A 13,188-nucleotide genomic window follows, 5' to 3' on the forward strand; every position below is an offset into this window, starting at 1 on the left:
CGTAAAGAGTCCTCCTGGCAAAACATATCATTAGCATAATATTATAATATTATATATAAATTTTTTTATGTCTTTTATCTATATGTCTGTATGCAACAGTTTTTTATGCTTCTTCCTTTTCCGGCATGATAAGCGCTCTTTCCATCAGTGTGCACATGTGCATGTTTTTAGACTTGGCTTTTTCCTCATACCACTTGTTCAGGTCGTTAAACTGGTCAATACAGTTGTGACAGGGCACTATTACTATTTCCGCACCGGTGGCCACCACCTGGTCCACTTTACGCTTGCCCTTAGCTTTACGAATATCATTGAATTCAGGCATAGCCATACCGCCACCGCCGGCACCGCAGCAGTAATTCATCCTGCCGTTGGGGTTCATATCTACAAAGTTCTTAACAAAACTTCTGATTAACTCCCGCGGTGCTTCCCAGACACCTTCCTTGCGGGCGGTATTACAGGGATCGTGGTAAGTAACCACTTCGGTAATGGCATCGGGGTCAAGCTTTAATTTACCTTCTTTAACCAGGTCATTAAGCAGTTCTAAGATATGGCGGATAGGAAACTCCTTTCCATCCCAGAAGGTTCTGTACCCCCAACGCATAGAACGGAAGGCGTGACCGCACTCGGTTACAATAAATTCTTTACACCCAAGCCGTACAAATTCTTCCCAAACCGGCTTGGAGATTTCCACGAAGTCATCGTTTTGTCCGGTGAAGAGCGCAATGTTGGTGGCATCCCAGCGCTTTGTGCTGATGGTATAGTCAATACCGGCCGCATAGAAAATCTTTAACGTGGTTTGCAGTTCGTTGGGATAATACTTGATATCCCGGGCGTTAAAGCCGTAAAAATATTGGGCTCCTTCCTTATTTAAAGGAATTTTATAGTTGGGGTCGCCCAGTTCTTCCTGCAGTTCCTCTTCAATCCATTCCAGGGTTTCTTCATAGTCGACCTGATCAACATTCATTTGGTTGCCGGATTCCTTGTGTTCTTCGGCAATGGTCTGGAGATAGCCGGGAATCTTGTCCTTATCCCAGGTGCCGCGCAATGAGCGCACCAAGGCGGCAATGTTGACGTTCATGGGGCATTCGATGGTGCAACGCTCGCACATGGTGCAGTACCAGATATAAGGATCGCTAAAGACTTCCTCTTTCATGCCCAGCAGCACTTTGCGCAGGAATTTGCGCGGGTCTTGATTTTCATGAATGTCAGAATACGGGCAGCCTGCTGTGCACATGCCGCAGGCCAGGCAGTTGGTAAAATCGTAGTTTTTTAGCAGGCCTGCTACCTCATCCCTGAACTTGGGGTTGAGTTCGGCAGCTTTAATAGCTTCCATTAAATGGTCCTCCCCTCTTGATCTTGGCATACGGTATAAATACAAGTGGGTCTGGTTACAGCGTCTGATTATAATAACAGTGACGCCATAACCAGCGAATTTCATTTATGTTTAATATTCATTGGGCAGTTGGTTGAGTTGGGCCCTGGTAAAGACGGGGCCGTCCTTGCAAACGTATTTGCCTCCCACGTTACACCTGCCGCACATACCGATACCGCACTTCATCCGGTTTTCCAGCGACATAATGGTTGTTTTCGGCGTGAAACCAAGTTTTTCCAGCACAGGCATGGTGAACTTAATCATCACCGGTGGCCCGCAGATAATGGCATAGGCATTTTCAGCGCTGGGCGCCACTTCTTCGGTAACGGCGGGAATAAAGCCTACCCTGCCGTTCCAGCCGTCAACAGGACGGTCAATGGTGGTAACCAGGTTGATGTCCGGGCTCTGTTCCCAGGCGGCCAGTTCCTCTTTGTACAGCAGCAGGCCGGGGTTACGGGCACCGTAAATGACGGTTATGTCGCCGTAGTCGCCGCGGCGTTCGGGGTGCAGCATATAGGTGGCCAGCGAGCGTAAAGTGGTGAATGCAAAACCACCGCCGATAATGACCACGTTTTTACCTTTGAACTCTTCCACGGGGTAATAGTTGCCCAGCGGGCCGCGCACTCCGACAATCGTTCCTTCCTCCATCAGGTGGAGAGCTGTGGAAACAACGCCCACTTTAGCTACCGAAAATTTAAGGAACCCCGGCTCAGTCGGTGAAGAAGCGATACCGAAGGGGGCCTCGCCTTTCCCGAATACACAAAGCTCGGCAAACTGCCCTGGCATATAAGAAAAGCTCTTTTCGTCCTCTTCATTCAGGTACTGCAGGGTAAAGGTGTGGATGAGCTTATCTTCTGTTTCAGTAAAGTTTTTGACCAGCTTCATTGGCAGCGGTAGATATGGATTTTTCATTAACTATCCAACCTCGCTTCCGAACCCCGAATATCCTCCAGTACCACCCGGATGTCCATATTAACGGGGCAGTTTTTGATGCACCTGCCGCAACCCACACAGGCGATTTCATTGAAGTTGTCTACAAAATACTTGAATTTATGCATGATTCTGTTGCGGTAACGCTCTTTATTACTGGTTCGCGGGTTGTGGCCGGAACCGTGCAGCGTAAAGAGCGGGAAGGCGCAGGAATCCCAGTTGCGCACCCGGCAACCGTTGCAATCGGTTGCTTCATCAACTATGTCAAAGCAATGGCAGGTGGGGCACAGGTAGGTGCAGGCTCCGCAGCCCAGGCACTTTTCATGGATTTTTTCCCAGATGGAGTCATAGAAATTAACGTCCAGCTTGGCTTTCAAGCCGTCGATATTTACCTGGCAAGTTACCACGGCATCTTGCTTAACTTTTGCGGCAGCATCTTTGTTGGCGTCCGCAGCGGCGGCAAAACCTGCTTTTTCAGCTATTTCCCGTCCCTTGTCGGATACCACTTCCACTACGTAAGCATCCCCGGTATCCACCAGCAAAAGGTCCAGACCTTTGGTATCAAAGGGACCGCCGTTTACTGAAGTGCAGAAGCAGGTGCTGGCGGGGCTGTTGCAACCAATACCTATCATAATTGTATTGTTACGTCTGGTTAAATAGTAGGGGTCTTGGTATTTATCGTTATTAAAAACGTTGTCGAGCAACGTCAAGCTTTTGGCGTCACAGGGGCGAACACCAAAGATCACTTTTTTCTGATCGTCCACGGGCGCTTCCAGCCTGGCGCCTTCTTCGCTAACGTTATAGCTGAACAGCTTTTCGGACTGCGGGAAAAAGATTTCCTTGGCCGGAAGCTTGGTGTTTCCCGCGTCCAGGGCTGCATCGGCACCGGAACAGATTTGTTTGAACAGCGTATAGGTTTCTTCCTTGACAGGCGCAAATACTTGATACTCGCTGATTAATTTATCCAGGAAGTTGGGTATGTCTTTTTTGCTTACTATCATCAGTTTCACCTCATTCCTTCACCAAGAAAGGTTCTGGGTCATTAGCTGTGAATGTAGCGAGGGCCGCTTTGTCGTCCATGTTGACCCCGGTCTCGGCGTTAAACAATTCTTTAACGTCATTAACCATTTTACGGGTTAACAGGCGCAGGTTGATGCCCATGGGGCAGGCCCTTTCACAAGCTCCGCAATCGGCGCAGCGACCGGCACTGTGGAATACCCTAACCACCTGGAATAAAATATTATCCTCTGTATTTGCGGCGCTCTTGCCAATCCATTCCGGCTGGCTGCAATCCACAAAGCATTCTTCGCAATAACACATGGGACAAGCGTTACGGCAGGCGTAACACCTGATACACTTGCTGAATTCTTTGGCCAGGTAAGCGCGGCGCTCCGCTGCAGACTTGGCGGCAAACTCCTTAACGTCTGCAAAGTCGTCTTCGCCCTTTTCCGGCAGCAGTTCGCCCATTAGTTCATCATAAACCACCGGGTTGCCGTAACGGCAGTCCTGGCAGGAACTATGCAACAGGTCTGTAATATTGACAGTTTCGCTGAAGTCTTTTCCCTTTAACACAACGGTGTCGCCGTTTTCTTCCATTGCCAGAACTTCCCTGCCGCCAAGCATGGCGTTCACTTTCTTACGGTCGATCATGCCGTTGCAGGGTACGCCGATGATATACAGATTATCCCTGTTAATCTGGTTTTCCTTGATCAGGGCTACGATAGACCGTACGTCACAGCCCTTGGCCACTACCGCCACCTTATCTTCCCGTTTGCGCAGGTAGTTGGCCAGATTATTTTCACAGCCCCTGCTCCAGGTCAGTTTGTCGGCTTCTTCGGAAGTGCGGGCGAAAAAGGGTGTGCCGCGCAGTGGGAGACTGCCTTCTGCAAAGCCTATCACCAGGTCAACTTTCTTTTCTTCAAGTAATTTTTTGGCTGCGTCTTTTATTTGAGCTGTTAGCTTTTGCATCCGCAACACCCCGATTCACTATCAATTAGGCCCTTATTGGGGCCGATTTCTTCAGCTTTTTGCGTAACTTTTTTGACCAGCTCGGCAAAACGCCCGCCTTCAGCCGCTGATACCCAGGAGAAGTTGACCCGGCCTTCATCAACGCCGACATATTCCAGTAAGTCTTTTAACAGAGCAAATTTCCTACGGGCTACCAGGTTGCCACTAACATAGTGGCAGTCGCCGGGGTGTCACCCGGAGGTGAGTACAGCATCGGCTCCGTGCCGGAGCGCCTTGATGATAAATAAAGGATTTATCCTTCCGGAACAGGGTATGCGTATCACCCGGATATTGGGTGGATACTGAATACGGCCTATGCCGGCCAGGTCAGCACCGGCGTAACTACACCAGTTGCACAAAAAAGCTACAATTTTGGGTTCGAATTTCATATCCGTTTGTTTCCCTCCCCCATCTATAGCGCGTTAATCATGGCCACTAATTGCTGGTTGGTGCAACCCTTGACGTTAATAGCTCCGCAACGACAAGAGGAGGCACAGGCACCGCAGCCCTTGCACAGGGCTTCGTTGACCACGGCTACTTTTTCTTCCGGATCTACCTGTACAGCCTTGGCCGGACAGACAGATTCACATTCACCGCAGCCAGCGCACTTCTTCTTGTTAACAAAGGCGCTCTTGCCTTCCACGGAAATGGAATCCTTGGCCAGCACAGTGCAGGCGCGTCCCACGGCTGCCTTGGCCTGGGAGATGTTTTCTTCCAGGTTTTTGGGCCCGTGCGCCAGGCCGCACATGAATACGCCATCGGTTCCGAAGTCAACCGGGCGCAGCTTCATATGAGCTTCCAGGAAGAAGCCTTCCTGATTGAGCGGGACCTTGTAAAACTTGCTTAACTTGGTATTGGTATCTTTGGCTGCCACAATGGCGGCTGCCAGTCCAACCACATCGGCGTTGATTTCTACGGGCACACCCAGTACGTGGTCGGTTACCGTTACCTTGACGCCGCCCGCTCCGGACTCCACCACCGGTTTGTTGTCCACGGTGTAGCGGATGAAGATGACTCCCTTGTTACGCGCTTCACGGTACATTTCTTCAAAGAAACCATAGGTTCTTATGTCACGGTAAAGTACAAATACGTTGGCGTCAGGATTGATTTCTTTTACCTTGAGGGCTTGTTTTACGGATTTGGTGCAGCAAATTCTGCTGCAGTACGGGCGTTCTTCGTCTCTGGAACCTACGCACTGGATAAATACAACATTCTTGGCGCCGGTAACCTTGCTATCCTTAGCGGCCAGCAGGCCTTCCAGTTCCAGGAGGGTCATTACCCGGTCACTTTGCCCGTACAGGTACTCGGTGGGCTTGTATTCTTCAGCGCCGGTGGAGATTATGGTAACGCCGTGCTGGATAACTTCACCACTACTCAGTGTAGTTTCGAAGTTGCCGACGAAACCGTGCACATCGGTAATCTCAGCACCGGTAAATATTTTAATATTTGCATCGGCATTGACCTGGGCCACCAGATCGCTGACAAACGCGGGCACGTCTTCACCCCGCATGCCAAAACGGAGACGGTTGGCGATACCGCCCAAAGTCTCTGCTTTTTCCACCAGATATACTTTGTAACCCTGCTTGGAAAGATTAATGGCGCTGGTCATGCCGGATACACCGCCGCCAATAACCAGGGCGTCATGATTCATATCCAGGGTTACGCCGTCGATCGGTTCGAGCAACGCGGCCTTGGATACAGCCATTTTAACCAGGTCCTTGGCCTTGGCGGTGGCTTTCTCGGGCTCGTTCATGTGGACCCAGGAACACTGGTCACGGATGTTGGCCATTTCAAACAGGTTGGGGTTCAGCCCCGCTTCCTTTAAAGTCTCCTGGAACATCGGTTCGTGAGTCCGGGGACTGCAGGAGGCTACAACCACCCTGTTTAGGCCGTACTGTTCAATGGCCTCTTTTATTTGTGCCGAGGTATCCTGCGAACAGGCGTACATTTTCTCATCAGCAAAAACAACACCTGGTAATGTCTTGGCAAATTCCACAACTTCGGGCACGTTAACCACGCTACCGATGTTGATGCCGCAGTGGCAAACGAACACACCGGTACGAATGATTTCACCGGCCACATCTTTTTCCGCCGGGTACTCTTTAGCTTTGGTCATAGTGCCGCGTGCGGATGCCAGGTCTGCGGCTGAAGCTGCTGCCGCGGCGCTGGCCTGCATGACGGTTTCGGGAATGTCCCGTGGACCGCTGAAAGCGCCGGCCACGAAAACACCGGGTTTATTGGTAGCCACGCCGGTCAGGGCGGGCGGTTCGCAGAAATTAAACTTGTTCAACTCCAGGCCCAGCTTGCCGGCCAGTTCCACCATTTCGGAAGCCGGTTCCAGTCCGAGGGAAAGGACCACCAGGTCAAAGTCTTCATAGCCAATGGACCCGTCTTCGTTGGAATAACGGATACGGCAGTTTCCGGATCCGTCGTCGGCTTCCATTACCTCAAACACGCGGGAACGAATAAAACGCACGCCGTTTTCCAGTCTGGCCCGGTCATAATATTTTTCAAAATCTTTGCCGTAGGTGCGCATGTCCATAAAGAAAATAGCCGTGTCCAGGGGATAATGGGTGTGTTCCTTGGCGATTACGGCTTCCTTGATCGCGTACATGCAGCAAACCGAAGAGCAGTAACCATGTTCGATGCGGCAGTTACGGGAACCGACACATTGAATCCAGGCTATCTTTTGGGGCTCCTTGCCGTCGGAAGGCCTTTGCAGGTGTCCGCCGAACGGACCGGAAGCGCTGAGGATACGTTCAAATTCAAGGCTGGTTAAAACATTGGGCAGTTTGCCGTAGCCATAATATGCAAGCTGGCTGACGTCAAATTTTTCAAAGCCCGGGCAAAGAATGACGGAACCAACTGCAATTTCCTTCGTTTCGTCTTGCATTTGATGATTGATGGCATCCGCCTGGCAGACTTCAAGACATTTGCCACATGCTTTGGGTTTTTTGATTTTCAAACATTTGCTGGCATCAATGGCATAGGCGTTGGGATAGGCTTGGGCATACTGTTTGTAGATGGCCTTCCTCTTATTAAGACCCTGATTGAATTCGTCATCCACTTTAACCGGACATTCTTCAGCACAGGATCCGCATCCGGTACATTTTTCCGGGTCAACAAAACGGGCCTTTTGTTTAACGGTAACTTTAAAGTTACCCGGTTCACCCTGAATGTCCACCACTTCAGCGTTGGTAATGGTATTGACATTCAAGTGTCTCCCGCAATCAACAAGTTTGGGAGACAGGATGCACATGGAGCAGTCATTAGTAGGGAATGTTTTGTCCAGCATCGGCATGGTACCGCCAATGGCCGGGCTTTTTTCCACCAGATATACATAATAGCCTGATTCCGCCAAATCAAGCGATGCTTGTATACCGGCGATACCTGCGCCAACTACTAGTACGGCTCCGACCTTGTCAGGTTTTGTACTCATCTAAGCATCACATCCGTCCTCCTAGTTTCGGCATCACAGAATTCCAAAGATTTTCCGGGCCGGGAAGATATTGCATTTAACCGGATGCCCGAGCCGGTTACTCAAAGGATGCTCTGTTCCCGGTTGTACTGATTGTTTAGCAAATTAGCTGGTTCGTTAAATGCTACTAAGGCTAATATTATAACCTTTGTGGTGAAACCGGGATTGTTTCAATGTATTGCAAATCTTGGCACATTTAATGTTAAATAATTATTTATTTCACCAACATAAGGTTTGATTTAGCCCAATTGTTCGAAAAATCTTTAAATTATTTAATAAACCGGGATTATGCATACCTTGACCTTAGTATAATATTTAGCGCTTACGCTGTCAAATGATTTGGTTTGGTGTTAAGTACCCGGGACAGCGCCAGTTAAGAAAAGGCGGTTATATTATAACCGCCTTTTCCTAAACCTTGACCGGCTGTTTGTGACGGTCTTAATTTATCTTACTTGGAGCGGAAGGTTTTCAGGAAAGAGTCGCAATAGATGTCTTTATTCAATAAAATGTTGGCCGCTGCCACTGCATCCAGCAGTTCTTCGTCGTCCACGTCGGCAATGGCTGAATCCAGACCGCAAGCCATGCTCATAATCAAGAAGGTACGGTTGATCAAGTGACGGTTGGTGCAGCGCTGGGAAGAGTTGCTCAAGCCCATGGTGGTTCGCGGTGCCGGGTCAGCCAGGGTCTTGATTTGTCTGAGAGTTTCCAGCACTTCAACGCCGTGCTCCTGCGCTACATTGCAGGGCAGCATAAGCGGGTCGATGTACAGGTCTTCCATGGGAACGCCGTGCATATCGCAATTGACTACGATTTCCATGGCCAGGGCGATACGATCGGAAGCGCTTTTCGGCACACCCTTTTCGTTCATGGCCAGACCGATAATGGCGGCATTGTACTTGGCTGCCATGGGGATATAAATATCCATTTTGAACTGGTCAGCTGTCGTGGAGTTGATCATAGCCTTGCCCTTGTGCACTTTCAAACCGGCTTCAATGGCATCGGGGTTGGTGGAATCGATGCAGCACGGCAGGGGGGCGGCTTCCTGGGCGGTTTTTACCAGCCATTCCATGACGGCGGGCTGGTCCGCTGCTTCCACAGTCGGACCGGTATTGACATCAAGATAGGAAGCGCACATTTCATACTGACGCTTGGCCCAGTACCTGACGGGTTCCGGGTCCTTGTTCTGGATAGCTTCCCGGATATCCTTAAACATGCCGTTGATCCGCTCACCAATAAGGATCATGCTCTTAGCCTCCTCTATTTTTTAATAAGCATTGCTCTCCATCATTTTGTCCAGCTGGACCTTAACCTGCTTGACGGTCTCGGGGTGACGCAGCACAAATATGGAACCGCCCGCCTGGGCAAAGGTTGTGGCGGTGATAACCTCCCATAGGATGGCCCGGCGCTCCTGGGCGCCCCATTCGGGATTTTCGTCATCGGGGCTCTTGGCTTCCTTGGCTTTCCAGGCCTCCTGGCCGACAAAGCAGATAACCGGCATGGCCAGCATCTTGTCACCCATGAGTGCACCCATTCTGGCCCTTTCCATGATGGAGTAGGCATACTCAATGCCGTAGCCCAGTGCGCCCACCAGCGGGTCAATGGCAATGCGGTTGGCCGGCAGATTCATTTCAGTCATCAAAATATTTAACTGTTTGGCGAGGTTGATATCCAACGGGCTGGAAGCAATCACGCTGTGGCCGTTCACCATCGCGGCAGCGGTGATGGTCTTGTAATTTTTCTCGGTGGCGCAGCCGATCAAGCAGTTCTTGCCGTTCAGGGCTTCACCGACTTTTTCGAACAAATCGGCGTCCTTTTCCTCTACGCCGCAGCCGATAACGATCAGGGGCACATCTACGGCATCTGCTACTGCCTTTGCCGTGGCGGCGCACTCTTCCGGAGTAGCATTTTTATAATCAGGATGGGCGCTCATTAAGCGCAGGGCGACCAAATCAGCACCGTATTCCACGTTCTTCTTGGCCCAGGCCACGGGATCCGCCAGTACGTCGGCAAAGGGTTTCTTTAAAATTTCAGGCCAATCTACAGGTTCCAGGTCCCAAACTTCCAGTGCCAGTACCGGCTTGTTGGGAATTTCTCCTTCAAAATGCAGGAAAGGCAGTGCGCTTTCGCCGCCTACCTTAACGGTCGAATCGGCTCCCAGCACCATTTCGCCTACCTTGCTGGTCCATTTTTCCTTAGCTATAGTAACAGCCATTAGTTCCGCTCCTTTCTGCGTTAGAAAGCTAATTTTGCGGTATTACAGAATGGCAGCTTTCTTTAAAATTTCGTTCACAGCTGCCACCACCGGTGAATCATCAGGTAAATCAAAGAGTGGTTTGCTCAACAGGTCATATTCCATAACCTGCTCATCTAGAGGTAATGTGCCGATTAATTCCAAACCGGTTTTTTCTATTTCCGGTTTGAGTGCATCCAAATTACCCTCGTTCACTCTGGATACCACAAGGTACATTTTCTTGATATCCAACTTTAAATTCTCCACCAGTTCGCGCACCCTGCCGGCAGACCGGATACCGCGGGCCGAGGCGTCGCTGGTGATGAACAGAATGTCTATATTTTGAGTAGTACGCCTGCTCAAGTGTTCCAGGCCGGCCTCATTGTCCATTACCATGTACTGGTAATTTTGGCTCAAATCGGCTACAAAACCACGCAACAAATTATTGGCGTAACAGTAACAACCGGCTCCTTCCGGGCCGCCCATTACTAAAAGGTCGACATAATCACCTTCTGAGAGGGATTGATGTACTTTGTATTCGACAAACTGGTCCTTGGTCATGCCTGCCGGCAGAGGTTCAAGGTTATTGTTAATCCGCACCAGTAAGTCTGCAATGGAACCCTCGATTTCCATGCCCAGCGCTTCGTTCAAATTGGCATTGGCGTCGGCATCCACTGCAAAGACGGGTTTTTTATCGGTTTTTATCAATTGCCTGATAATCAAAGAGCATAATGTGGTTTTACCTGTACCGCCTTTCCCGGCTACTGCTATATTAAATGACATATAATTCATCTCCTTTGTTGGTATATATAACTGTCAGAACTGATTACAGGTTATTATTTTCCACACTGCTCTGAATTACTAGTGTTAGGCTGCAATCGGAGCAATGTTATGCGTTCCACCGCTGCTTGATGAAGGAAGGAATGCCGGCGGATTCACGCGGCCCGACCAGCACTTCCCAGCCGCTCAGTTCCTGCAGCTTGCCGCTTAATACGGCCACGCCTCCCGGAATGATCAGCTTCTTATGGGAAACCTTGTCGGCAATACCGGTCTCATTAACCATTTCGGTAATCTTCTCCGGTGTAAACTTGCCTGCCGCCCAACCGGTTAATACAGAGATGCCGTCGGTGTCCACCGGCAGGATGTAGGCGTCAATGCGACCGGCTTCAATATCACCCTGTACGCAGAAGTAAGTCAGGGAGAAGTTGGTGGTGACAAATACCGGTGCATTCGGTCCGGGGTTGCCCACTTCGTACAGCTTGGATTCTACCGCAATCGGTTTCTGCGGGTCGGTGTAGATGTTCAGGCGCAGGGTGATCAGCGGCAGTACGTCGGCGGGATCTGCAGTATTCAGTACTACTATCCCGGCGTATTTGGCAATGTACACGCCAGCGTCCACAACGGCCTGAATGGGATCCGGGTTGTCCGCAAAGGTAATGGTGGGATAACCGAACGGGCGAAACTTCTTCAAAGCCTGGCGGCGAATCTGGGTCTGGTCGGCCAGAACCTTGTTGACTTCGCGGGCGCCGGAATCCAGGAAGAGCTTTTTATAACCGGCTTTCTGTACCAGGTCGGCCAGCTCATTAAGGTCAGCACCTTTAATCACCACAGGAGCATCGTATTTTTTGGCCAACTCGACCATGGCTTCCAGGTTAGACGCATTGGCGCCGCAGATAAGCGGGTTGTTGTCACCGGCTACTTCCAGCGCTTTTTCCATGGCCGCCGGATCTTCACTTATCAACACCAGCGGAAATTCAGTGTTATCCTGAACTGCTTTTGCTGCTTCGGCAAACTTGGCAGCATCGCCGGAAGCGTTAGCCACTGCAACGAGGTTCACGCTGTGAATCTGGCCGACGCGGTCAAAGACCAGTTTGTTGATTTCCGCTACCTTGGCTGGGATATCGCTGTCGGTGTCGCTGACGGAAATAGCAATCCCTGTGGGATGCTCAAAACGCTTGTCATGACGGAAAAGAACGGTTTCGTTACCCAGTGCGACTTCTTTTGCACCTTTGCCGACCTTCACCAGTGCCACCGGCGGGGCGGAGGCGGAATCGAGAGCTTCCTTTGCTGCATCGCTTACATGGGGGCACTGATCCAGGCTGGCTTTACCGCTGGCCAGTTGCATGGCGAAAGCCAGGCAGGTTGGTTGCCCACAATCTTTACAGTTGGTTTTCGGCAGCTGTTTAAAAATTTCTAAACCTGTTAAACCCATTACTCCAAACTCCTTTCTCGAAAATCGCTTGTCATATATACGGAACACTCCGGCGGAACCCTTAAAGAGGATGTTCGAAAAGTCCGCGCGAAATCCACGTCGAATTTCTACGTTGGCTCGGCTTTTGCGGTGCTCACGTATTATATATACGCTCCGCTCCTCAAAACCTTCGCCGCCTTGAACTTCTCGTGTCTTTCGTGCTCCTTTTCGAACACTCATTTAAAGGGGGTCCGCCACTGGTGTTCCGGAAACTCGAAAGGAAATACTAGCTGATATTACATCAACGGATCCATGGTCAGCGCCGGGTGTCCCTTTTCCTCAAGGAAGGACATGATTTCCTCGCCGCTGGTGCCCACGGTTTCGTCGGCGATCTTATCTACAAACTCCTTGCCCAGGCCGGCATTCTCGGCCGCCTCCTCCAGGGCGGGGCGCAGCTCTTCCTTCAGGGCCTTGGGCATCCAAACCAGCCGGCCCAATCCGCCGTCGGCGGGCACAAATTTGGGCGAAGCCAAGTAGGATTTACCGATGCCCATGAAGCCGGGCATCTGGGCACCGCCGCCGATGGTGCCGGCCAGCGTGCTGAAAGTCATCCCGGACGGGGTCATGCCGCCGTGTTCGCGGTTGACCACCATGAAGCCGTTGCACTCGGGCACCATGGCCAGGATGCACTCGAAGCAGCCGCAGGAGGTCATCGGGTATTCCATGATGGTGTAGAAGTTGACGGCCTCGATGTTGCGCTGCGAGTTGTTGAAACAGAACTCGTTGAAGGACTGCCACTGGCCCTTGACTTCGTCGATGACGCCTTCCTTCGGGATGGGCTGGTTGGCGCCGTGCGGGTTGATTTCGTAGGCCGCTTTGGCGTCGAGCCAGCTCACTGCGCCGCACAGGCCGACCCGCTCGGGGGCGATCACGCACACGTGGGTGGGCGCAAAGCTCTGGCACAGGGTGCAGGAGTAGAA

Annotated in this window: 10 protein-coding genes and 1 pseudogene; all 11 read right to left on the bottom strand. The window is 51.0% G+C overall.

Going from position 1 to position 13,188, the window contains the following annotated elements:
- Window positions 1-103: 103 nt before the first annotated feature.
- Complete coding sequence (locus BM299_RS09485) at window positions 104-1,333, bottom strand: (Fe-S)-binding protein (RefSeq protein WP_092483374.1); 1,230 nt, start codon at window positions 1,331-1,333, stop codon at window positions 104-106.
- 111 nt (window positions 1,334-1,444) lie between these two features.
- On the bottom strand, window positions 1,445-2,284 hold the full coding sequence (locus BM299_RS09490; protein WP_092483376.1) for an FAD/NAD(P)-binding protein: 840 nt from the start codon (window positions 2,282-2,284) through the stop codon (window positions 1,445-1,447).
- A complete protein-coding gene (locus tag BM299_RS09495) occupies window positions 2,284-3,303 on the bottom strand; it encodes a 4Fe-4S dicluster domain-containing protein (RefSeq protein WP_092483378.1) in 1,020 nt (339 codons plus the stop codon). The genes BM299_RS09490 and BM299_RS09495 overlap by 1 nt, the downstream gene beginning before the upstream one ends.
- A 10-nt stretch (window positions 3,304-3,313) precedes the next feature.
- Window positions 3,314-4,270, bottom strand: coding sequence for a 4Fe-4S dicluster domain-containing protein (locus tag BM299_RS09500; protein WP_092483380.1), 957 nt, complete (start codon window positions 4,268-4,270; stop codon window positions 3,314-3,316).
- A complete protein-coding gene (locus BM299_RS09505) occupies window positions 4,258-4,698 on the bottom strand; it encodes a hydrogenase iron-sulfur subunit (RefSeq protein ID WP_165608254.1) in 441 nt (146 codons plus the stop codon). The genes BM299_RS09500 and BM299_RS09505 overlap by 13 nt, the downstream gene beginning before the upstream one ends.
- Before the next feature lie 23 nt (window positions 4,699-4,721).
- A complete protein-coding gene (locus BM299_RS09510) occupies window positions 4,722-7,748 on the bottom strand; it encodes a CoB--CoM heterodisulfide reductase iron-sulfur subunit A family protein (protein WP_092483382.1) in 3,027 nt (1,008 codons plus the stop codon).
- 487 nt (window positions 7,749-8,235) lie between these two features.
- Window positions 8,236-9,030, bottom strand: a complete 795-nt coding sequence (locus tag BM299_RS09515) for a methyltetrahydrofolate cobalamin methyltransferase (RefSeq protein WP_092483384.1) — start codon at window positions 9,028-9,030, stop codon at window positions 8,236-8,238.
- Between the two features lie 21 nt (window positions 9,031-9,051).
- On the bottom strand, window positions 9,052-9,999 hold the full coding sequence (locus tag BM299_RS09520) for an acetyl-CoA decarbonylase/synthase complex subunit delta (protein ID WP_092483386.1): 948 nt from the start codon (window positions 9,997-9,999) through the stop codon (window positions 9,052-9,054).
- A gap of 42 nt (window positions 10,000-10,041) precedes the next feature.
- Window positions 10,042-10,800, bottom strand: coding sequence for an ATP-binding protein (locus tag BM299_RS09525; protein WP_092483388.1), 759 nt, complete (start codon window positions 10,798-10,800; stop codon window positions 10,042-10,044).
- 106 nt (window positions 10,801-10,906) lie between these two features.
- Entirely contained in the window at window positions 10,907-12,229 is a 1,323-nt protein-coding gene (gene acsC / locus BM299_RS09530; protein WP_092483390.1) for an acetyl-CoA decarbonylase/synthase complex subunit gamma, read from the bottom strand.
- A gap of 275 nt (window positions 12,230-12,504) precedes the next feature.
- Window positions 12,505-13,188, bottom strand: a pseudogene (locus BM299_RS09535) (acetyl-CoA decarbonylase/synthase complex subunit alpha/beta); the annotation flags it as partial.

Origin of the sequence: Desulfoscipio geothermicus DSM 3669, from assembly GCF_900115975.1 — a bacterium.
In the GTDB taxonomy this organism is placed as follows: Bacteria; Bacillota; Desulfotomaculia; order Desulfotomaculales; family Desulfallaceae; genus Desulfoscipio; species Desulfoscipio geothermicus.